Below are 23710 nucleotides of genomic sequence, written 5' to 3' on the forward strand. Positions count from 1 at the left end.
AGCGCCTTGAGTGATGGAAATGTAAACCTAAAAATACTGCCACTTCGTACATATATTTTCCGCCCAATAAAAAACACCCCCTTCCTTATCAGAAGAGGGTGTTGAATTTAAAAGCTGGCGATGACTTACTCTCACATGGGTAACCCCACACTACCATCAGCGCTAAGAGGTTTCACTTCTGAGTTCGGGAAGGGATCAGGTGGTTCACTCTTGCTATTGTCGCCAGCAAACTGTTTATGATTAATCACTTGGTCTTATTTAACTGTATTTACAGTGTGTGCCTAGCTTTGGTCAAATGAGTTATTAACAGAATAATTTGAGTTGGTAATTGTATCTAGCTTTTGAACTAAATCAAGATCAATCATTGCTGATTGTTTGGTTTTGAATCGATTGATGCATACAACACAACTGTTTGGGTGTTGTATAGTCAAGCCTCACGAGCAATTAGTATTGGTCAGCTTCACATGTCACCATGCTTCCACATCCAACCTATCAACGTCGTAGTCTTCAACGGCTCTTTAGAGGACATAAAGTCCTAGGGAAATCTTATCTTGAGGTAGGCTTCCCGCTTAGATGCTTTCAGCGGTTATCCCTTCCGAACATAGCTACCCGGCGATGCGACTGGCGTCACAACCGGTACACCAGAGGTTCGTCCACTCTGGTCCTCTCGTACTAGGAGCAGATCCTCTCAAATTTCCAACGCCCACGGTAGATAGGGACCGAACTGTCTCACGACGTTCTAAACCCAGCTCGCGTACCTCTTTAAATGGCGAACAGCCATACCCTTGGGACCTGCTTCAGCCCCAGGATGAGATGAGCCGACATCGAGGTGCCAAACACCGCCGTCGATATGAACTCTTGGGCGGTATCAGCCTGTTATCCCCAGAGTACCTTTTATCCGTTGAGCGATGGCCCTTCCATACAGAACCACCGGATCACTAAGACCTACTTTCGTACCTGCTCGACTTGTGGGTCTCGCAGTTAAGCGCGCTTTTGCCTTTATACTCTACGCGTGATTTCCGACCACGCTGAGCGCACCTTCGTACTCCTCCGTTACTCTTTAGGAGGAGACCGCCCCAGTCAAACTACCCACCAGACATGGTCCTCGTCCCGGATAACGGGACAGAGTTAGAACCTCAATATTACCAGGGTGGTATTTCAAGGACGGCTCCATGGCAACTAGCGTCGCCACTTCAAAGCCTCCCACCTATCCTACACAAGTAAGATCAAAGTTCAATGTCAAGCTGCAGTAAAGGTTCACGGGGTCTTTCCGTCTAGCCGCGGGTACACCGCATCTTCACGGCGATTTCGATTTCACTGAGCCTCTGCTGGAGACAGCGCCCCCATCATTATGCCATTCGTGCAGGTCGGAACTTACCCGACAAGGAATTTCGCTACCTTAGGACCGTTATAGTTACGGCCGCCGTTTACTGGGGCTTCGATCAAGAGCTTCGCTTACGCTAACCCCATCAATTAACCTTCCAGCACCGGGCAGGCATCACACCCTATACGTCCACTTTCGTGTTTGCAGAGTGCTATGTTTTTAATAAACAGTTGCAGGGGCCTGGTTTCTGTGGCTGTCGTCAGCTCAGGAAGCAAGTTCCATCACCAACAACAGCGTACCTTCTCCCGAAGTTACGGTACCATTTTGCCTAGTTCCTTCAGCAGAGTTCTCTCAAGCGCTTTGGTCTACTCGACCTGACCACCTGTGTCGGTTTCGGGTACGATTCCTGTGTAACTGAAGCTTAGAGACTTTTCTTGGAAGTATGGTATCAGCCACTTCGCTAGTAAACTAGCTTGCTATCAGTTCTCAGCATAGAGCACCCCGGATTTGCCTAAGATGCATGCCTACTACCTTTCACCTGGACAACCAACGCCAGGCTGACTTAACCTTCTCCGTCCTCTCATCGCATTACACAGAAGTATTGGAATATTAACCAATTTCCCATCGACTACGCCTCTCGGCCTCGCCTTAGGGGTCGACTCACCCAGCCCCGATTAACGTTGGACTGGAACCCTTGGTCTTTCAGCGAACGGGTTTTTCACCCGTTTTGTCGTTACTCACGTCAGCATTCGCACTTCTGATACCTCCAGCATGCTTCTCAACACACCTTCATCGGCTTACAGAACGCTCCCCTACCACTTACACTTACGTGTAAATCCGCAGCTTCGGTACTATATTTTAGCCCCGTTACATCTTCCGCGCAGGCCGACTCGACTAGTGAGCTATTACGCTTTCTTTAAAGGGTGGCTGCTTCTAAGCCAACCTCCTAGCTGTCTATGCCTTCCCACATCGTTTCCCACTTAATATAGATTTTGGGACCTTAGCTGGCGGTCTGGATTGTTTTCCTCTTGACTACGGACGTTAGCACCCGCAGTCTGTCTCCCGGATAGTACTCATTGGTATTCGGAGTTTGCATCGGTTTGGTAAGTCGGGATGACCCCCTAGCCGAAACAGTGCTCTACCCCCAATGGTATTCGTCCGAGGCGCTACCTAAATAGCTTTCGGGGAGAACCAGCTATCACCGAGTTTGATTAGCCTTTCACCCCTATCCACAAGTCATCCCCTGGCTTTTCAACGACAGTGGGTTCGGTCCTCCAGTTAGTGTTACCCAACCTTCAACCTGCTCATGGATAGATCACCCGGTTTCGGGTCTATACCCAGCAACTATGCGCCCTATTAAGACTCGATTTCTCTACGGCTCCCCTATACGGTTAACCTTGCTACTGAATATAAGTCGCTGACCCATTATACAAAAGGTACGCAGTCACCGAACAAGTCGGCTCCCACTGCTTGTATGCATGCGGTTTCAGGATCTATTTCACTCCCCTCACAGGGGTTCTTTTCGCCTTTCCCTCACGGTACTGGTTCACTATCGGTCAGTCAGGAGTATTTAGCCTTGGAGGATGGTCCCCCCATATTCAGACAAGGTTTCACGTGCCTCGCCCTACTCGTCATCATTATATGTGCCCTTTCGTGTACGGGACTATCACCCTCTACGGTAGCACTTCCCAGAGCTTTCCGCTAAAACACATATAACTTAATGGGCTGATCCCCGTTCGCTCGCCGCTACTGAGGGAATCTCAATTGATTTCTTTTCCTAAGGGTACTGAGATGTTTCACTTCCCCTCGTTTGCCTCGTAACACTATGTATTCATGTTACGATACCTATCTTATGATAAGTGGGTTCCCCCATTCAGAAATCTCCGGATCACAGGATATTTGCCGCCTCCCCGAAGCTTATCGCAGGCTATTACGTCTTTCATCGCCTCTGACTGCCAAGGCATCCACCACATGCACTTAATTACTTGACTATACAACCCCAAACAGTCGTTAACCCTTACAAGTAAGGTTAAGACAGATCGTGATTCTCACCACGCTCCACAGTTCGTTGTCCGTGCACCTAAGCACCGTACAGCTTCAATCTAAATTCATATACCAAAACGCTTGATTCAGTTTAATCGCTAGTAACTCAATCTCTCTTATTCATTCAAACATGTCACTTGCGTGTCATATTCTTATGTTTAATTGAAATGAGTATGAACAATTTATTTCAACTCAAATATATTCTGTTAATGATTAACTGCGTCTTCGTCAGATCGCAGCAAACTGTGATAAATCACAGAACTTAATAAGCTTATACTTACTAAATTCTATAATCTATTTAGCCCGTACTCTTTAAAGTACGTGGTGGAGACTAGGAGAGTCGAACTCCTGACCTCCTGCGTGCAAAGCAGGCGCTCTACCAACTAAGCTAAGTCCCCAGCTTAAGACCAATATATCTAATTTTCTGTATTCTATATTTAAACTCTCATTCAAATATTTCGTTAGTCAGAATGGTGGGTCTGACAAGACTTGAACTTGTGACCCCACGCTTATCAAGCGTGTGCTCTAACCAACTGAGCTACAGACCCTCAGATACATCAATGAAGAACAACTTGTTGTGGATTCTTACCAATCGTCAATCTTTCGTTAAGGAGGTGATCCAGCCGCAGGTTCCCCTACGGCTACCTTGTTACGACTTCACCCCAGTCATCGGCCACACCGTGGTAAGCGTCCTCCTTACGGTTAGACTACCTACTTCTGGTGCAACAAACTCCCATGGTGTGACGGGCGGTGTGTACAAGGCCCGGGAACGTATTCACCGCGGCATTCTGATCCGCGATTACTAGCGATTCCGACTTCATGGAGTCGAGTTGCAGACTCCAATCCGGACTACGATCGGCTTTTTGAGATTAGCATCACATCGCTGTGTAGCAACCCTTTGTACCGACCATTGTAGCACGTGTGTAGCCCTGGTCGTAAGGGCCATGATGACTTGACGTCGTCCCCGCCTTCCTCCAGTTTGTCACTGGCAGTATCCTTAAAGTTCCCACCCGAAGTGCTGGCAAATAAGGAAAAGGGTTGCGCTCGTTGCGGGACTTAACCCAACATCTCACGACACGAGCTGACGACAGCCATGCAGCACCTGTATGTAGATTCCCGAAGGCACCAATCCATCTCTGGAAAGTTTCTACTATGTCAAGACCAGGTAAGGTTCTTCGCGTTGCATCGAATTAAACCACATGCTCCACCGCTTGTGCGGGCCCCCGTCAATTCATTTGAGTTTTAGTCTTGCGACCGTACTCCCCAGGCGGTCTACTTATCGCGTTAGCTGCGCCACTAAAGCCTCAAAGGCCCCAACGGCTAGTAGACATCGTTTACGGCATGGACTACCAGGGTATCTAATCCTGTTTGCTCCCCATGCTTTCGTACCTCAGCGTCAGTATTAGGCCAGATGGCTGCCTTCGCCATCGGTATTCCTCCAGATCTCTACGCATTTCACCGCTACACCTGGAATTCTACCATCCTCTCCCATACTCTAGCTTCCCAGTATCGAATGCAATTCCCAAGTTAAGCTCGGGGATTTCACATCCGACTTAAAAAGCCGCCTACGCACGCTTTACGCCCAGTAAATCCGATTAACGCTCGCACCCTCTGTATTACCGCGGCTGCTGGCACAGAGTTAGCCGGTGCTTATTCTGCGAGTAACGTCCAAGCATCTTGGGTATTAACCAAGAGCTCCTCCTCCTCGCTTAAAGTGCTTTACAACCATAAGGCCTTCTTCACACACGCGGCATGGCTGGATCAGGGTTCCCCCCATTGTCCAATATTCCCCACTGCTGCCTCCCGTAGGAGTCTGGGCCGTGTCTCAGTCCCAGTGTGGCGGATCATCCTCTCAGACCCGCTACAGATCGTCGCCTTGGTAGGCCTTTACCCCACCAACTAGCTAATCCGACTTAGGCTCATCTATTAGCGCAAGGTCACAAGTGATCCCCTGCTTTCTCCCGTAGGACGTATGCGGTATTAGCGTTCCTTTCGAAACGTTGTCCCCCACTAATAGGCAGATTCCTAAGTATTACTCACCCGTCCGCCGCTAGGTCAGTTACCGAAGCAACTCCCCCCGCTCGACTTGCATGTGTTAAGCCTGCCGCCAGCGTTCAATCTGAGCCATGATCAAACTCTTCAGTTAAAATCATTAGTGACTTAAGGTCACAATTCTGGCTCATCAATTTTCTGACAAATTCTCTCAAATAAACTTCGAGTAATTTAAACCAATCAATCAATGATAATATTTCGATCAATCAATCAGTAAAAATCCACACAAGTTGTTCTTCATATTCTCTTAATGATCTTCTCAATGCTTCGTCAGCATCAAGCTAGGTCGGCTATATTACTCCGAATCTCTTCAAAGTCAACCAGTAATTCAAATTATTTTAAACTTTCTCTCTAAAACCCAACTCAATCAATCTTAACTAAGTCACTGTTTTATCAGAAGTTTTAATCTTCATCACCGCCGATGGATGTGCATTCTACAGCATTTCACATCCAACACAACCCCTTTTTCAAGGGTTTTTAATCGTGTGGACATTTTTTCTACCAAATTCGTGAAAAAATCGTTTTTCTATCTATTTTTTGAGCATTTTTATAAAAAAATCCCGCCGAAGCGGGATTTTTTGCACTTATTTATTCATGTTATTTGGCTTTATCGATAAACAACTGGGTACTGTACTGAGTTGTTGCCAGTTTATTGATCTTCTTCTGACCAATCTGTCCTGGAAGTGCCTGTGCGTACTTTAAAAAAGCTTCTGCATAATCTAAACCGACATTGACACGGCGTTCACCTGTAATGGTTTTCAGTGTTGTGTAATAGTCACCACCATTTGCAAGGAAATCAATCGTGATGACTTTATAGGTTTTATTCAGATCCAGATTTTCATATTGACCTGCATCATTGCGTACTTGAATCTGACTAAGGCGTTGTCCTTTGTTCTGAGTAAAGTCGACATTCCAGCGTAATCCACCTGTATATGGATAACTGCCTGTGTTGTTCTGTGTAATCACACCATCTATTGCATCTTCCAGCGTCGCTTTTACTTCTGCCCCCGTCATATCCAGACGCAATAAGGTATTTTTAAATGGCAGGACATTATAGATTTTACCGACGCTGACATCGCCCAAAGCAACATCTTCACGTACACCGCCACCATTCTGGAAGGAGATATCCGCATTGAAGAATGTCTTGCCCTGCTGTAAGAACGCCTCTGCAATGATTTGTTGGATATCACCGCCATGCTGATCTACATGCGGTTTTTTATTACAAACATCACCTAAAGAGGAACGTCCTACATCACGTTGCGTCCCAGGGACACGGCGTGAACATAAGTTATCAGTTGCTTGTCCTACGATAGTTTGCGCAAAACTCTTTTTCTGATCTTGATACGGTTTTAAAACATCCAGCGTTTTTTGTAATGGCGCAACAACTCTAAATGGAACATTATCCGTCTTAAATTGATTAAGAATGGCTTGCTTCTCTGTTTCTGTTACTACTTTGGCATCTTTTGCAGTACGTGCAAAATTATTTCCAATTAACACATTCGGTGTGCCACTACAGCTTTCAATGTTGCCATTCTTATCAAACTTCACATTTAACTCACCAACGATATAGCTATATTGCCAAGCTTGAGCCACACAAACCAAATTGCCATCTTTATTCTTCAGCTGCGTTGGATACAGACCTTCTGGAGTCATATTGTATTTTTTTAGGCTCTCAGGACCCAATAATGTATGTGAATCACCACCAATAATGACATCAACACCTGTCAATGATTGCGCAAGTTGCTGATCTAGGTCGTAGCCCACATGAGTTTGTAGGATAATATTTTTAATGCCCTGAGCTTTGTATTGATCAATTTCTTTTTGTGCTGTGACGATCTCATCTGCAAATAAAGTATCTGCATTCGGTTGTGATGAGTTCTTGGTTTTCTTCGCCACAGTTAAACCAATGATGGCAAATTTCACCCCATCTTTTTCGAAGACTTGTGATTTTTGAATACGGTTGGTTTTATATAATGGTGAAGAAGCACCAAAAGTGACATTGGCAGTGAGAATTTTGGTTTTGTTTTTACATGAACCTTGATCAAGGAAATCTATAAATTTTTTCAACCCATCATCTTTGGCATCAAACTCATGGTTTCCTGGTGTAAAGGTGTCAAAACAGATGGTATTCATTGCGTCTGCATCCGCTTTACCATCGCTTAAGTTGTAGTACAGATCCCCTGTAACTGCATCACCTGCATGAATCTTTAAAACATTCTTCTTTTCTGTTGCCAGTTGATTGATCAAGCTCGCGACTCGTGCAAAGCCCCCACTTGCGACAGAGAACTCCTCATCACCTGTCCCCACATTGGCTTTAAACTTAATACTTTCTTCATCCAAATGTGAATGGTGATCATTAATATGTAGAATATTAAGTTCCAGTGGTTTTCCCTCAGCCTTTACAGCAGTATCATTATCATCATTACATGCTGTCAAAAGCATCGAGAGAACCGACAACACTAAAATATGTTTTTTATTATTAATCAACATGATATTTCCAACGTTCAGTATATATTAGATCTTTATTTTGTCTTTTATTTATTTAATTTTGATGAATAATTAAACACAATGAAAGTATTTTTATTTTCTGAATTATCATTAAAAATGATCATTTCATCAAATTGAGACATTTTCGTTGCTTTCGCCTTATAGACCACCTAGATCTGAAGGCATACACTATTTATTTGCCCGTTTATCCAATCCAATGCCAAAACACTTTCTGCTTCGCTTACTCACCTTATTTTGTGGCTTAAGTTTATTGTCATTTGGCGTTGCGCTTTCGATCCGTTCTAATTTGGGTACTTCTCCAATTTCTTCAGTGCCTTATGTATTCAGCTATATTTTTCCATTAAGCGTCGGCGTACTGACCATCATCCTGCATGCAATTTTTATTCTGATACAAATGGCGATTTTAGGTAAACAGTTTCAGATGATTCAATGGCTGCAACTTGTGGTAGGCATTGTATTTGGTGTGTTTATTGATGTTGCACTCTGGCTGACGCAATCAATAGACATTCAACAATACGTTTACCAGATGTCGGTGTCATTGATCAGTTGTGTGATCACGGCGATTGGTGTCATTTTACAGGTTAAAGCTCGTTTAATTTATCTGGCAGGTGAAGGGGTTTATCAGGCTTTTGCGATTCGTTTTCACAAAAATTATGGCTCAGTCAAAACCTATGGCGATGTGATTCTTGTGGCTTTTGCAGCGATTAGTTCTTATCTGGTGTTACATCAACTGATCGGAATTCGGGAAGGGACGATTATTTCTGCTTTTTTAATTGGAACGCTGATACGTACGATGATGCCAAAATTCAGCTTTCTAGATTTTAAATAAAGTGTTATGCCAATCTGTTAAATTAACTTTATATAAATTAGCCTCTTTTGCTTTTCTACATCAATTGCTTTAAACGTGGTGATGCTATCGTGAGGCGACATGGATGTCGCTGTTGGACAAGAGCGATATGGATATCCCCTTTGTCCAACAAAGGGTTTTTGTCACTTTTGACCCTTCAAAAGTGAGGCATCAACTACGCAAAGCAATTTAAACTTTTCAACATATTTCGAGTCTGTGTAAACCTTTAATTTATATTATCTAACTTTAATCGAGTGGTATTTATTTCTTATATGACTCATCAATAAAAAATCCATGTGAATTTACTGAAACTCACATGGATCAAATCATTAAAACTATACTCTTAAAATCGTACTTTCAAACCAATACGCTCAAATCAATCCGCCTGATAAAACGGTTTATCCCCCATCAAAGTCGCACGGTTCATCACACGATGCGCAGGACGATAATCATCTACAGCATAATGGAACGTACAACGGTTATCCCAGAAAGCTACATCATTGGCTTGCCATGACCAGCGCACCACAAACTCTGGTTTTTGAATATGCTCAAACAACATTTTCAAAACAGCATCGCTTTCCTTTGCTTCCAGTTCGTTAATGCGAGTGGTGAATCCTTCACTGACGAATAGTGCTTTACGACCTGTCACAGGGTGCGTACGAATCACAGGATGGCTGATCGGTGGATGTTTTTTCTTGGCTGCTTCCAGCTTTTCCAACTCAGCAGGATCACCACCAAAACGATCTACAGGGAATGAACGTGCAATATCATGTGTCGCAGTCAATCCTTCTAACATATTTTGCATCGGTTTTGATAAGGCTTCAAAAGCGGCTGTTCCACTTGACCATAAAGTATCACCACCCCACGCTGGTACTTTCTTGGCGCTGAGAATTGCGCCCATTGCAGGTTCTTCAAGGAAGGTTACATCAGTATGCCAAAGTGCATTGTCACGTAAATCATTCAACTCCGTATCCAGCACCATAATTTCAGGCTGTTCTGGGATATTTGGATAGATTGGATGAACATGCAATTGACCAAACTGACGAGCAAATGCCGCGTGTTGTTGCGGTGTCATTTGCTGATTTCTAAAGAAAATTACCTGATATTTCAGTAAAGCCGCTTCAATCGAAGCTTTTTCCTCAGGTGTTAAAGGCTGATTAAAATTAACACCTTCAATTAAAGCACCAATCGTCGGGTTCAATGGGGTCACTTTAAAAGTACTTGAAACAACAGCGTTCATTTCTTCCTCGATCATCTCATGATGTTTGAAAAGATTTAAATAACTAAAAGACTTCTTGCGAAAGTTAGTTTCAGCAGGATCTGAATCAATATTGAATGTTCCCTCTCCTTTCAGGAGATGAGCAGTACTACTGCGCAAGGGAGAAGTTTTATTCTAAAGCCCATCCTCTTGCGGAGTTTAACTCCTCATCCATGAACCATATATGGTGCAAGAGAAGGAACTCCCAATATTCTTTTGGATATGCTTTGAATCTAAAATTTGAACATTTTCTGACTTCTGCAAGAGGTCTAAAAATAAATATAATTGGGCAATCTGTTTTCTAACAGAAACTTTAACTTGATAAAGCTTACAAAGATTGCTTATCCCAAGGCACCAGTTTTCGCTGCAAACGACGCAAACCAATTTCCAAAATAAAAGCAATCACCGCAATAATTAAGATACCGACAATCACCACATCTGTTGCTAAAAGCTGTGAAGAGGATTGCACCATAAAGCCTAAACCCTCAGATGCACCCACCAGTTCAGCGGCAACCAGTGTAGACCAACCCACACCTAAGCCAATACGGATACCCGTCAGAATATTGGGCAATGAGCTTGGTAAGATCACGTGTTTAATAATCTGCATCTGTGTTGCACCCAAAGACTGTGCTGCTCGGATTTTAGCTTGATCGACCGAACGCACACCTGTTGCAGTTGCAATCACAATCGGGGCAAAGATCGCTAAATAAATCAGCAAGACTTTGGATAATTCACCAATACCACACCAGATCACAATCAATGGTAAATAAGCCAAAGGCGGAATCGGACGATAAAATTCAATAATCGGGTCTAAAACACCACGGACAATTTTATTGCGTCCAATCGCAATACCTAAAGGAATCGCTGTAATCACAGCAGCGATTAAAGCTGTTCCGATACGTCCCAGACTTGCACCGATATGACTCCATAAGCTGATGCTCATATAACCATTGGCGAGTAAGTCCTGAAAGCGATCTATCACTGCAACTGGCGATGGTAAGAATAAAGCATCAATCCAGCCTAAGGTCGTTACCAACCACCACACCACAATGAGCGCAATAATCGTAATCGTGCTGATCAAAGTAATACTGGTTTCACGTGGAACTTTTGCGGAAGCCGACTGAGGTGCAGTACCTTGAGCAACCAATTCAGGATCTAAATGTGCTGTCATGATTACACCTGCTCGACGTGTTGATTTTGATTATTGAGTTGACCATTTTGAATAAAAACACGATTCAACACATATTCACGTGTTTCAATAAATTTTGGATCTGATTTAATACTGCGTGCAGACTCGCCATTGGCATAACGCTTTGCAAAATCCAATTCCAGCTTTTCAACAATACGTCCTGGATTTGGCGCAAGAATGATGAGATCAGTTGCAAGGAAAACCGCTTCCTCAATATCATGGGTAATTAAGAACGTCGGTTTAGCTGTGCTTTTCCAAACATCTAATAATAGGCATTGCATTTGCTCACGGATAAATGCATCCAAAGCACCGAAAGGCTCATCCATTAACAATATTTTAGGATCAGAAGCCAAAGCACGTGCTAAACCAACACGCTGACGTTGCCCACCTGAAAGTTCCCAGATATGACGCTGACCAAAACCGTCTAAATTGACCAGGTTTAATAATTCTTGTGCTTTGCTCAGTCTTGTTTTTCGATCTACACCTGCGAGTTCTAAACCAAATGCGATATTGTCCTGTACATTTTGCCACGGCAATAACACATCATCCTGAAACACCACACCACGGTCACGACTTGGTGCAAGCACTTCCTCACCATCGAGTTTGATCGAACCCAATTGTGGATGAGTAAAGCCTGCTATCAGGTTTAATAATGTTGTTTTACCACTGCCTGAAGCGCCCAACGCTACCATCAGCTGCTCAGAACCCAACTGGAAAGACACATCCTGAAGTACAGGGTGTTGAGCGCCAGCATACTGCGCTTGTACATGTTCTACCGTCAATACAGCCATGATGAACCCTTCCGATCTTATTTAGACCCGCTGATATAGCGTGTCGTAATAAATTGTTGATAATCTGGAGATACTTTTTTGACCAGACCCTGCGCTTTTAGAAAATTCACTGAATTGGCAATATTTTGAATGGTACGCCCACCTAGATACTGCTGACTCAGTTGCACCTGGCGATTTGGATATTCCGCACCTGCTAGTAAAGTTGGTACATCCTGCGCATCTACACCTGTAATTTTGGCAATCTTTTTGACCGCAGGAGAATGTGCCGTCCACTGTTTCTTATTACGGTTATAACTGTCGTAATAATTCAAAGTCACGGTGGAAAATTTGCTTAAAACCTCAGAATGCTTTTTGGCAAAATCTTTACGTGCCACCCAGACTTCAAACGTTGGAGAACCCCATTGACCCACCTGCCCTGCATCGGTCATGACCTTGCCGGTTTTTTGAATATTCGCCAATGCAGGTGACCATACAAAGGCTGCATCAATATCACCACGACGCCAAGCCGCATTGATTTCCGCAGGTTTTAAATTCAGTAAACGAATCTGATTGGTTTTAATATTCCAGTGTTTCAAAGCACCCAATAAGCTGTAATGCGCTGTAGAGGCGAATGGCGTTGCGATTTTTTTACCAATCAAATCTTTTGGGCTATGAATCCCTGAACCATTGCGTACCACCAGTGCTTCTGCACTTTTCAGATCAGTTGAAATCAGGAACACTTCAATCGGTAGATTATTTGCAACTGCTGCACCCAAAGGACTTGAACCGATCAACGCAATATCCACAGAACCTGAAGCCAATGCCGTTAATACTTCTGCCCCACTGTTAAATAACCGCCAGTCCAACTTTTGCCCAATCGCTTTGTCATAGACACCATCTGCCTGCGCCACTTTGGCTGGCTCGATATTGGTCTGATAACCAATGACAATAGGACGTGCATTTGTCAGCCCACTCATGCCCAGTAAGACAGTGAATGAACTCAACAAAATCAATTGCTGAAGTTTCATGAGCGATTATAAAATATGCTGAGAGAAAGGATTAAAATTCATGTTAATGGTAAGGTTTTCGTATATTAATAAAAAATATGTTTTTCAGATTTGCTTATCTTTTTAATTCATTAACTGATTCATAAATCCAAAAAATCTCATTAACCACATCAAGATTAGAAACAAATTAATGGATTTTCCCTCACAGCAATCATGTGATTAAAGTCACACTTAAACAGAGCTTAATTATCAAAATCACATTATCCAAAATTTTCAAAGGTTTACTCGTCAGAAATAGAGTAATAACTCTATTTTTATACAGCTAAAATTACTATATTCAATTTGAAAAGATGCTTCTTAAATATAAGGATTTAGAATGAGAAAAGGATTTCTTACATTTACAGCCATTTCTTTATTGGGATTTTCAAATATTGCACTAGCAAAACAAGATGTTTGCGTTTTTGATTTACTGGGTAAGGCGGGTGAATCATATAAAATGATGGAAGAATGGGCTTTGGCTGCTAAAGCATGGAGCACCGACGTTCAACTCATCGCTTACCAAAATGAAGAACTAGCAGAAAAAGATTTTAAAAATGGTAAATGCGATGCCGTCTATTTAACTGCGATGCGTTCACGTCAGTTTAATAAATTTGCGGGGTCTATTGATGCTTTAGGTGGCGTGCCAAGCAATGCTATTGCCTTAAAAGCTATTAATTTCGTACTTGATAAAAGAAATGTGAGACGTCTGAAATCCACAGTGGATGGCGTTGAATATGAAGTGGGTGGTATTGGTCAAATTGGCCCAGCTTATATATTCGTCCGTGACCGAAAAATTAATACGATTGAAAAAGCCACGGGTAAAACCTTTGCTGTGTTGTCCTATGACAAAGCGCAAATTGCCGCAGTAAAACGAGTTGGTGCAACACCAATTTTATCTGATATTTCTGATTTCGTGCTTAAATTTAACCAAGGTAAAGTGGATATGGTCGGTGCACCCGCCTATGCGTTTAAACCTTTAGAAATATCCAAAGGCTTAGGCAATACTGGAGCAATGTTTAATTTTCCAGTACTCAACGTCACAGCAGATCTCATTTTTAATACCACCAAGTTTTCGCCAGGTTTTGGCAACCTATCCAGAGATTGGTTCTTAAAACAAATGCCAAAACAATTTGCGATGGTTAAAAAACTCGAAGAAACCATTCCAAATAGTTATCGTATGAATCTGAGTAAAGAAGACAAAGAACGCTATCAAAAATTACTGCGTGATACTCGTTTAGAACTCACTCAACAAGGGGTTTATGATCCAACCATGATGTCGGTACTCAAACGTGCGCGCTGTACTGTGGATCGAACCAACTTTGAATGTTCTTTATCTGGTGAATAGGTACGATTCAATCTCATAAAAAACCAGACAGTGGAGGCATCCTAAAACTGTCTGGTTTTTTATCTACTATAAAATGATTTTACTGTGCAGAAGGTTGTTGTTCTAAACCAGTATCATCTGTTGCTTGTGGTGCTTGAGATTGTTGAATATTGGCATCACCTTCAACCGCTGTACCTTGTTGAGTTGGATCCACTGTAGAAGATTGAGCAGACTGTTGTTGATCTACAGATGTCGGAGCCGTTTGTGTTGTTTCAGGTGCTTTTGTTGTTTCACTTGAAGTACACGCTGTACTCATCACAGCAACACCTGCCAAAAGCATAAAAATTAAACCTGACTTTTTCATCATTAATTCCTTTATCACTCTTAAATTTAAACTTAGTAAAAACGACAACTCAAGACGATGTTGTCGTGCTGACTATCATTACTATTTTTTTTGTGAACTTGGTTGATGCTTGGTAAGAATTTTAGAGCTTTGCCGTATAAGCTCTGCAAAAGTTTGTTAAATTTAAAAATAAGATCAATTTCATGAAAATTATGATTAATCATCTGTTTTCCATCAATAAATCATCATATTCAACATCAAATTTGATGTGATGCATTTTAATTTTATTATAAAAGTCTTACACGCTTTACATCATTAAACATTTTGTTGTGGCAAAAAAAAAAGCTTATCCAAGAGGGTTGGATAAGCATAGAAAACACATTCTAAAATAAATGTGATAATAAAAAGAAACTACAGCGATAGAATCTGAGATGGATAATAATTAAAGATTCGGGTTAATACAAAGCTTTTTTATCAATGGTTTAATCGATTTTTACGATACATATAGATGTTTAAATGTTTAGATAAATTTTAACATTTGATAAATTTGCTTATTTTGGGATTTATCTGATTTATGAACATTCAATTTTTAGCTAAAAAATGATTAAACTTTTTTGTATACGAGTGCATCTATTTCCAATATTTCCACCTCATTCAGTGTAAATCTGCTGTTTTTGATGAAAACCCATTAAATTAAAACGAAAATCCTTGAATTTTAGCGACTCGCCCACATTTCATATGCATTGACAAATTAAACACTCATGGCAGTTCAGCAATGAACACAGTGTAAACTGCTGCCGATAAGGACTGTACATGTTTAAGAACCCTTTTAAACGGAGTAAATCAATGGCAACTGAGCAAAATCAAGAAGCCCAAGATCTTCAAAACGAGCAAGCTGTAGAACAACAATCAGCGCAAACTCAAGCTGAAAATGAACAGGCTGAAGTGACTGTTGATTCTTTACAAGAACAAATTGCTCAACTTGAAGGTGACTTAAAACTCGAAAAAGCACGTACTGCAAATGCAGTCTATGAGGCTCAAAAAAGCGTTGAACGTATTCAACGTGAAGCTGAAAAGCATAAAGATACAGTGCTTGAAAAGTTTGCCAAAGAGTTACTGACTTCTGTAGATAACTTAGAACGTGCAATTCAAGCAGGTGGCGAAGAAGAAACTCCTGTACTTGAAGGCGTAAAACTGACTTTAAAATCATTACTTACGACTTTAGAGAAGTTCGGCATTGTAGAAGTAGATACGATCAATGGTTTCAATGCTGACTTGCATCAAGCAGTGGGTATTGACCCAAATGCCAAAGCCAATGAAATTGGCACAGTTTTACAAAAAGGTTATGCCCTAAATGGTCGTCTGCTCCGCCCTGCAATGGTCATGGTCGGTGCATAAACCCAATAAATGAGAGAGTTTTTTAGAAATTTTATCAAAAATGACTTGAAATATTTTGAATGGCTCTCATATCGGATTACAAGAAAATCACTTTTAATTTCTCATTATCAAAGCGAGAGATTAAAGGATTCAAAAGAATTTAGAGGAACATATTAATGGCTAAAATTATCGGTATTGACTTAGGTACAACCAACTCATGTGTTGCGGTACTTGAAGGCGATAAAGTTAAAGTAATTGAAAATGCTGAAGGCGCACGTACAACTCCATCGATTGTTGCGTACAAAGATGGCGAAACTTTGGTGGGTCAATCTGCAAAACGTCAAGCAGTAACCAACCCTAAAAATACCTTGTACGCGATCAAACGTTTGATCGGTCGTAAGTACCAAGACCAAGCAGTACAAAAAGACATCGGTATTGCACCATTCAAAATCGTGAAAGCGGACAATGGCGATGCTTGGGTTGAAGTAAACGATAAAAAACTTGCACCACAACAAGTTTCAGCAGAAATCTTGAAAAAGATGAAAAAAACTGCGGAAGACTACCTTGGTGAAACAGTAACAGAAGCGGTAATTACTGTTCCTGCGTACTTCAACGATGCGCAACGTCAAGCAACTAAAGATGCAGGTAAAATTGCAGGTTTAGATGTTAAACGTATTATCAACGAACCAACTGCTGCTGCACTTGCGTTCGGTATGGATAAGAAAGAAGGCGACCGTAAAGTTGCTGTATATGACCTTGGTGGTGGTACTTTTGACGTATCAATCATTGAAATTGCTGACCTAGATGGCGACCAACAAATCGAAGTATTGTCTACAAATGGTGATACATTCCTTGGTGGTGAAGACTTTGATAATGCATTGATCGACTATTTAGTTGAAGAGTTCAAAAAAGAACAAAACTTCAACTTGAAACAAGATCCTCTTGCACTTCAACGTTTAAAAGAAGCAGCTGAAAAAGCGAAAATTGAGCTTTCTTCATCTAATTCAACTGAAATTAACCTTCCGTACATCACGGCTGATGCAACTGGTCCTAAACACTTAGTGATCAATGTAACACGTGCAAAACTTGAAGGTTTGGTTGCTGACTTGGTTGCTCGTACGATTGAGCCTTGTAAAATTGCGCTTAAAGATGCTGGTCTTTCAACTTCTGACATCTCTGACGTGATCTTGGTTGGTGGTCAGTCACGTATGCCAATGGTTCAACAAAAAGTTCAAGAGTTCTTCGGTAAAGAACCTCGTAAAGACGTAAACCCTGATGAAGCAGTGGCAATTGGTGCTGCGATTCAAGGTGCGGTACTTTCAGGTGACAAAACTGACGTACTTTTACTTGACGTGACTCCGTTGACTCTTGGTATTGAAACGATGGGTGGCGTGTTAACTGCAATCATCGAGAAAAACACCACGATTCCTGCGAAGAAATCTCAAGTGTTCTCAACTGCTGCGGACAACCAACCTGCTGTAGACATTTCAGTTTACCAAGGTGAACGTAAAATGGCTCAACAAAACAAATTGTTGGGTAACTTCCAATTAGGCGATATTCCACCTGCTCCACGTGGTGTGCCACAAATTGAAGTATCGTTCGACATCAACGCTGATGGTATCTTGAAAGTATCTGCAAAAGATAAGAGCACTGGTAAAGAGCAATCAATTCAAATTAAAGCAAACTCTGGTTTGAGCGATGCTGAAATTGAAGCGATGATCAAAGATGCTGAAGCGAATGCTGAAGAAGATCGTAAGTTCGAAGAACTTGCTAAAGCACGTAACGAAGCTGATGCACTCGTTTCTTCTGCTCAAAAAGCGGTTAAAGATTTGGGCGAGCAAGTCACTGCTGATGAAAAATCTGCAATCGATGCTGCGGTAGCTGAGTTAGAAACTGCTGCGAAAGAGAATGATGTAGATGATATTAAAGCGAAAACTGAAGCGCTTCAAAACATCATCATGCCGATTACTCAACGTGCGTATGAAGCTGCTCAAGGTCAAGGCGGAGCTCAAGGTTTCGATCCTAACCAATTCGGTGGAGACGCTGGTCAACAACAGCAAAAAGCGGACGATGGCGTTGTAGATGCTGAGTTCACTGAAGTGAAAGATGACAAAAAATAATTCGTTATTGAATGTCTAAAGAAAACCGCTCAAGAGATTGAGCGGTTTTTTATTGCCTTCTACTTGAATAAATTAAATTTGGAGTTGCTTTTGTTAATCTCTGATATTGCTAAAAAAACTGGGTTATCCATCCATACGCTAAGGTATTACGAGCAAATTGGATTACTCAAAAATATTCATCGTAATCAAGCAGGTCGACGTGTTTATACCCAACTGGACTTGGACTGGTTAGAATGGATTAAGCGTTTAAAATCTACAGGTATGCCTTTAGAACAGATGCAAGAATTTGCCCAATTTCGTCTCGAAGGCGATCAAACCTTGAAACAAAGGCAATTATTACTTATGCAACATTCACAAAAATTAAAACAAGAAATTCAACGATTAAATCAAGAACTCGACATCGTCGATTATAAAATCGAATTTTATGCAGAAAAAATGCTTGAGCTAGAGTGAACTCTAGCAGTTAGCATCTATGATTCACCATATGAATGAGAAAGAAATGATGCTGACTACAGGCTTTTATGTCACTGCTGAATTAAAAATTAAAGATCCCAATAAAATTTTAGAGACCCGTAATGCCTTAAGTGCATTATGTAAAATCACTTTAGAACAGGAATCAGGCTGTACCCTATTTCAACTCCATCAATGCCAAAATGATGCTACTCGTTTACTGCTTTGGGAACGCTTCGACTCAGAAGATGCCTACAATACCCATTTTCAACAATCCCATACCAAAGCATATCTTGCACAGGATTTGACTGAGGTCATGCAGCATTTTATCAGTGACATTGTTCTTTAACGTTTAGATTCATCAGAAGATGAACTGAATCCTCTAAGCTGTAGCAAACTTAGAGAATTTAGTTCAGAGTTTTTTATAGACGAAACTAAAACTATCTTTATAATCAAAATAAAAACAGGCTTAGAAAATGAAAAACACCCCTGCCGTTTCCCCAACCGTGTATTACAGTCTGATCATTGCCCAATTTATTTTGCCTATCATTGCAGCATGCATTGATATGTTTAATGTTGAACCTGAATTAGAACTTCTCGATAAAACCCTATATCTAGAACCACAATCGTGGGAACTCACTGTGATGGGCATTGCAGGAATAATTATACTCACCATTACTATTGGGTTACTCCTGAAAAAAGAATGGGCAAGAAAAGCCTATCTCTATACATTCTTCCCCACTTTTCTACTCTATTTTATGCCCTATATGCATTGGATTTATATGAGTAGTTTTGCTGCGATTTTTAATGATCTGGCTTTTGTGAGTGCAGGAATTTTGTTGATGATATTGGTCACACCTTCGCTCTATCAACCCATTTTCCAAGAATAAAACATGATCAAAATTATACTTCTGACCATTGCACTGTATATTTTCATCGAACTGATGTGTCATGGCTTTGCGATATTTGTACGTCGAATTTTAAATAAAACCGTTGTTCAAGATCATCGTAAAGCACTTCATTTACAGTTTATTCAGCAGACTTTTTATCGTCTTATGCTAATCCTCAGCATCGTACTGATGAACCATGCCTATACAGAAATGGCTTTCTTTGAACAAAGTGATGTTGTACGTTTTACATGGAGTGCTTTTGTCATTGTACTGATTTTATTTATTTTCTGGTGGATCAATGCTTTTATTATTCGTCAGGTTTTACAATCACAACAGCAACAATCCGTCACTGCGACATTTAAACAAAAAGTCAGTTATATCATGTTCCATCCAAAGGAGTTTCAAGACAGTTATATCAATACCACATACTTAGAAAAATCCAAATGGATAAATCGAATCCTCAGTGTGCTTGCATTTATTTTGCTGTTTATGGATCTACAATTACTATTCAATATTGCGCATTCATAACGTATTTTTACATGCCCAAAGCACCTTCAAGATGCACACCTGTCGTATGACCTAAGACAGTAAACAATCCTATATTGAATAAAAATAGTCCGATAAAAACAGCGGGAATTATCAATAATCGTTGCCGTTTATTCAGGCTTTTGCGTAGTTGAATTCGATATTCTGATGCTGGTGCTTTAGGAATCGTCACCACACGCTCAATCGTATTGCTGATCGCTTGATCGAGTTTGCCTAATGAAGAGCCTGCATGAACTTCAAACACATAATTTCCTGCATCCAACTCACAAAAGTAAACCATTCGCGATGCGCGAGTAAAACTTGTTTTTGTGGCATTGCCATAACTACGGGAAAGTTTTACAGGCTGATGGTGATCGGTGTTTATAATCTGAGGTGTGCTGAATGCCATGGGCGATTTTTTCAACATTGGTCCCTCTTCCCAAATGGCAAAACCACCTTTTTCAGTTAATTTGAATGTTTTAAACTGCTCATTCAAGGGTAAATCGACCACGATACGAGTACGGAACATGATGTACAGACATTTAAACACATAGCTCCAACACCCTAAACCTGCGATGAACATCAACACACCTAAAATTACATATATATTCATTGTTGTTATCTTCTAAATCTTTTGCTTAAGCTTAAAAGCGAATGCTCTACACGTCTGTTAAATTCTGCAATCTGCATTTTATAAAGACTGCCACAACAAGGGTTAAAACAACCATCATGTATGATCAATCTGTTTGAGTACTTGTCATTCTGATAATTTCAGATAGATTATTCAGAACAAAAAATATTTATATACAGATCATGCGTCTTTGGATTTTACTCGGTTTAATCATTTTTACGGCATATTTTGCGATACAACGCATGATGTATCCGCAACTCAATCATAATTCTGTGATGGATCGTATTTCTCACCCTTTGGACACTCGTCTTCGCTATCGTATCGGTGAGATTGATCCACGCTTTAATCTAAGCCAATCACAAGTGCAAGACTTGGCACAACAAGCGGCTGAAATTTGGCATATTGGTACACTGAAAAGCCTATTCGTCTATGATCCCAATGCCAAACTGACCATTAATTTGATCTACGATGAACGTCAGGCTGAGTCGAATGCACGTTCGCAAGAAATGAAAATATTAGAAAATACCCAACAATATACGCACAGTAAAAAACAAAAAATTCAACAAATCCACGCAGAACTGGATTTAGCAAATCGTGAATTGGAACTACAGAAAGCCAATTATCAAAATAAAGTTGACCAATATAATCAGTTAATCAATAGCATTAACCAGACCCGACAAAATATCGACTCATCAACAAAATACCAACTGGATCAGCAAAAAAACCAACTCATCATTGAACAAACTCAACTGAAACAACAACTGGATAGTTACAATCAAAAAGTCTATGAATTAAATCGACAAGTAGAGCAATTCAACTCTGTTAATCAACAATTTAATCAATCTGTGGATCATTTCAATCACCGCTTTCAACCACGTCAATTTGATAAAGGTGTTTTTGATGGACGTAGTATCAATATTTATGAATTTGAATCGAGCGATGATCTACGTGTCACCATTGCCCATGAGCTCGGGCATGCACTTGGACTGTTACACAATGATGATCCGAAAGCACTGATGTACCCAATGATGAAAGAACAAGATTTGCAAAACTTTAAATTAACCGCAGCAGATTTAGCAATGTTAAACTCTAGATGAATATTCTTTTTTCAACAGTAATGCTGATATTTTAAAACCTTATTGTTTTTATGTATTTAATTGGCAATAAGATCGGTTTTATTTAAAAATCATGCTATTGTGCTTCATCTAAGCTAAGTAATGGGGAGATTCCAATGAGCTATTATCATATTATTCTTGAAGTAAATGATCATATCAGCACGATTGAACAAACTCGTGATATTGAAATCTTTGATATTACTGAACTTCAGCCTTATCTTTATGCCATTTTGTTGCCTTATTTTAATGAACAACAAATCGAACTTGAAGAAGAAAATATCGAGTTCTCTGATATTTTACACATCGAAATTAAGCAGACTTTATTGCCTATTCAACACCTGATTGAAGAAGAACAAAAACAACTTCCGAGTGATACGGATGTGACCATCACGGCTTATGAAATTTTTAATAATCGTGACCATACTCAAGATGTGACTGCGGTGATTTTTGATTTACTTGAAGCTGTAAAAATTGATCAAGCGGATATTGAATAATCCTATGATTTAAATCAACAAAGGTCTGCAATTGCAGACCTTTTGTTTTGTTAGCGATAATTTATTGCATCATACTTTTAGCCGCTTCATTTCTGAATGCATTTAAAATTTGTTGCCCTGCCCGACCTGTTGGATTTAAGCCCAACTTGGTTTGCTCTTGTTGGATTGCCTGACGCGTTTTATCACCAATCAAACCATCAGCCTCACCAATGTCATAGCCTTTTTTCAATAAATAATTTTGAATTTCACGACGTTCAGCGCGAGATGTTCCCGCATCTGCTGTAGGCCACGCTGTTTGAAAACCACCTTTACCCTGTAAACGATCAGATAAATGAGCAATTGCCAAAGCATAACTTTCAGCAGCATTGTACGAATAAATCGCATCAAAGTTTTTAAACACTAAGAAAGCTGGGCCATTCGCCCCTGCTGGCATCATTAAACCTGCTTGTGAACTTTCAGATAAATTACCTTGAATGATTGGCGTACCATCCACACGGGTAAAACCACGATTTACCCAAGAACTTAAAGATTTTTTATTACGACGACTTTCGCCACCCACTGAAGCACCATCAGGGATTTTAACTTCAAAGCCCCACGGCATACCTGTTTGCCAACCACGCTTTTTGAGGAAATTTGCTGTTGAAGCCAAAGCATCTGAAGTACTTGAAACCAAGTCACGGCGACCATCACCATCGAAATCGACTGCCAACTCTTCATAAGTCGACGGCATAAATTGGGTATGACCAAACGCCCCTGCCCACGATCCTTTTAACTGCTCTTCACGCAAATCGCCACGTTGCAAAATGCGCATGGTTGCAAAAAACTCGCCTCTAAAATAGCTTTGACGACGACCTTCACAGCTCAATGTACCCAGAGCTTGGAGTAATGGATATTTACCAGAAATATCACCAAAATTACTTTCCACGCCCCACACAGCGACCACAGTTTCAGCAGGTACACCATAAGCAGCTGCGACACGGTTGAGCACATCGCGATGTTGCGCTAACATTTGACGCCCTTTTTCTACACGCTCCTCATCGACCAAACCTGAAAGATAATCCCAGATTGGTGTAGAAAATTCAGGCTGATAATCCAGTTTACTAATCACTGAATAATCAGGTGTTAAATTTTGCGTATAACGATCATAGGTTGAACCACTCACACCTGAAGAAATAGCCTGAGAACGTAAATTTGCAATACAGCCTTGAAAATTTGAATTTGGTGAATAACTTTGATTTTGAAAACTTTGGCTCTGAATAGGCTGATTTGTTGTCGTCGTTGTTCCAGAAGAAATCTGACCATTAATAATTAACTCAGCATTGGCATGAGTCACTGCCAATAAAGCCGATCCACAAAATAATGATAAATAACGCATAATATCCACAAATTGGTTTTAAATTTAAA

18 protein-coding genes, 2 tRNA genes and 3 rRNA genes are annotated in these 23710 nt (G+C 40.8%); 10 read left to right on the forward strand and 13 right to left on the reverse strand.

Features of this window, described 5'->3' with window-relative positions; all coding sequences use genetic code 11:
- Positions 1-112: 112 nt before the first annotated feature.
- From rrf to BEN71_RS18835, 6 genes are all read right to left on the reverse strand, one after another.
- Positions 113-227, reverse strand: a 5S ribosomal RNA gene (rrf, locus tag BEN71_RS18805).
- 196 nt (positions 228-423) lie between these two features.
- Positions 424-3315: ribosomal RNA gene (locus tag BEN71_RS18810) — 23S ribosomal RNA — on the reverse strand.
- A gap of 374 nt (positions 3316-3689) precedes the next feature.
- Positions 3690-3765, reverse strand: a tRNA-Ala gene (locus BEN71_RS18815).
- 73 nt (positions 3766-3838) lie between these two features.
- Positions 3839-3915 (reverse strand) — tRNA-Ile (locus tag BEN71_RS18820).
- 59 nt (positions 3916-3974) lie between these two features.
- Positions 3975-5513, reverse strand: a 16S ribosomal RNA gene (locus tag BEN71_RS18825).
- The 16S, 23S and 5S rRNA genes sit together here with 2 tRNA genes alongside, the layout of an rRNA operon.
- A gap of 503 nt (positions 5514-6016) precedes the next feature.
- Positions 6017-7909, reverse strand: coding sequence for a 5'-nucleotidase C-terminal domain-containing protein (locus BEN71_RS18835; protein ID WP_068974204.1), 1893 nt, complete (start codon positions 7907-7909; stop codon positions 6017-6019).
- A 214-nt stretch (positions 7910-8123) separates the two neighbouring features.
- On the opposite strand from BEN71_RS18835, the gene BEN71_RS18840 reads away from it, so the two are divergent.
- Positions 8124-8756: a YczE/YyaS/YitT family protein gene (locus tag BEN71_RS18840; protein WP_068974203.1), complete on the forward strand. Its 633-nt coding sequence runs from the start codon at positions 8124-8126 to the stop codon at positions 8754-8756.
- Between the two features lie 394 nt (positions 8757-9150).
- On the opposite strand, the gene tauD is transcribed toward BEN71_RS18840, so the two are convergent.
- The 4 genes from tauD to tauA form a co-directional block, all read right to left on the reverse strand.
- Positions 9151-10014, reverse strand: coding sequence for a taurine dioxygenase (gene tauD, locus BEN71_RS18845; protein WP_068974208.1), 864 nt, complete (start codon positions 10012-10014; stop codon positions 9151-9153).
- A gap of 346 nt (positions 10015-10360) precedes the next feature.
- Entirely contained in the window at positions 10361-11203 is an 843-nt protein-coding gene (gene tauC, locus BEN71_RS18850; protein ID WP_068974202.1) for a taurine ABC transporter permease TauC, read from the reverse strand.
- Positions 11204-11205: 2 nt separating this feature from the next.
- Positions 11206-12012 (reverse strand): taurine ABC transporter ATP-binding subunit, encoded by an 807-nt coding sequence (gene tauB, locus BEN71_RS18855; protein WP_068974201.1) that lies wholly within the window; start codon positions 12010-12012, stop codon positions 11206-11208.
- Between the two features lie 17 nt (positions 12013-12029).
- Complete coding sequence (gene tauA / locus BEN71_RS18860; RefSeq protein ID WP_068974200.1) at positions 12030-13019, reverse strand: taurine ABC transporter substrate-binding protein; 990 nt, start codon at positions 13017-13019, stop codon at positions 12030-12032.
- Between the two features lie 355 nt (positions 13020-13374).
- Here tauA and BEN71_RS18865 point away from each other — a divergent pair, with 355 nt between their 5' ends.
- On the forward strand, positions 13375-14382 hold the full coding sequence (locus BEN71_RS18865; RefSeq protein WP_068974199.1) for a putative solute-binding protein: 1008 nt from the start codon (positions 13375-13377) through the stop codon (positions 14380-14382).
- Positions 14383-14461: 79 nt separating this feature from the next.
- Here BEN71_RS18865 and BEN71_RS18870 read toward each other — a convergent pair whose 3' ends face one another.
- Positions 14462-14725 (reverse strand): hypothetical protein, encoded by a 264-nt coding sequence (locus BEN71_RS18870; RefSeq protein ID WP_068974198.1) that lies wholly within the window; start codon positions 14723-14725, stop codon positions 14462-14464.
- A gap of 825 nt (positions 14726-15550) precedes the next feature.
- On the opposite strand from BEN71_RS18870, the gene grpE reads away from it, so the two are divergent.
- The 6 genes from grpE to BEN71_RS18900 all read left to right on the forward strand — a co-directional run bounded on the left by grpE (position 15551) and on the right by BEN71_RS18900 (position 20069).
- A complete protein-coding gene (gene grpE, locus BEN71_RS18875) occupies positions 15551-16102 on the forward strand; it encodes a nucleotide exchange factor GrpE (protein WP_068974197.1) in 552 nt (183 codons plus the stop codon).
- 155 nt (positions 16103-16257) lie between these two features.
- Positions 16258-18201, forward strand: a complete 1944-nt coding sequence (gene dnaK / locus BEN71_RS18880; RefSeq protein ID WP_068974196.1) for a molecular chaperone DnaK — start codon at positions 16258-16260, stop codon at positions 18199-18201.
- Positions 18202-18291: 90 nt separating this feature from the next.
- Entirely contained in the window at positions 18292-18654 is a 363-nt protein-coding gene (locus BEN71_RS18885; RefSeq protein WP_068974195.1) for a MerR family transcriptional regulator, read from the forward strand.
- Positions 18655-18685: 31 nt separating this feature from the next.
- A complete protein-coding gene (locus BEN71_RS18890) occupies positions 18686-19000 on the forward strand; it encodes a putative quinol monooxygenase (RefSeq protein WP_227542639.1) in 315 nt (104 codons plus the stop codon).
- 127 nt (positions 19001-19127) lie between these two features.
- Entirely contained in the window at positions 19128-19541 is a 414-nt protein-coding gene (locus tag BEN71_RS18895) for a hypothetical protein (protein ID WP_068974194.1), read from the forward strand.
- A 3-nt stretch (positions 19542-19544) separates the two neighbouring features.
- Positions 19545-20069, forward strand: coding sequence for a hypothetical protein (locus tag BEN71_RS18900; protein ID WP_068974193.1), 525 nt, complete (start codon positions 19545-19547; stop codon positions 20067-20069).
- A 7-nt stretch (positions 20070-20076) separates the two neighbouring features.
- Here the strand turns inward: BEN71_RS18900 and BEN71_RS18905 are convergent, their stop codons facing one another.
- On the reverse strand, positions 20077-20679 hold the full coding sequence (locus BEN71_RS18905) for a hypothetical protein (RefSeq protein ID WP_068974192.1): 603 nt from the start codon (positions 20677-20679) through the stop codon (positions 20077-20079).
- 200 nt (positions 20680-20879) lie between these two features.
- On the opposite strand from BEN71_RS18905, the gene BEN71_RS18910 reads away from it, so the two are divergent.
- Positions 20880-21794 carry a matrixin family metalloprotease gene (locus tag BEN71_RS18910; RefSeq protein WP_068974191.1) on the forward strand — a complete coding sequence of 305 codons (915 nt, stop codon included), beginning with the start codon at positions 20880-20882 and terminating at the stop codon, positions 21792-21794.
- Between the two features lie 134 nt (positions 21795-21928).
- A complete protein-coding gene (locus BEN71_RS18915) occupies positions 21929-22306 on the forward strand; it encodes a hypothetical protein (protein ID WP_068974190.1) in 378 nt (125 codons plus the stop codon).
- A 61-nt stretch (positions 22307-22367) separates the two neighbouring features.
- Here BEN71_RS18915 and BEN71_RS18920 read toward each other — a convergent pair whose 3' ends face one another.
- Positions 22368-23681 (reverse strand): lytic murein transglycosylase, encoded by a 1314-nt coding sequence (locus BEN71_RS18920; RefSeq protein ID WP_068974189.1) that lies wholly within the window; start codon positions 23679-23681, stop codon positions 22368-22370.
- Between the last annotated feature and the right edge of the window lie 29 nt (positions 23682-23710).

The organism is Acinetobacter wuhouensis, assembly GCF_001696605.3.
Classification (GTDB): domain Bacteria; phylum Pseudomonadota; class Gammaproteobacteria; order Pseudomonadales; family Moraxellaceae; genus Acinetobacter; species Acinetobacter wuhouensis.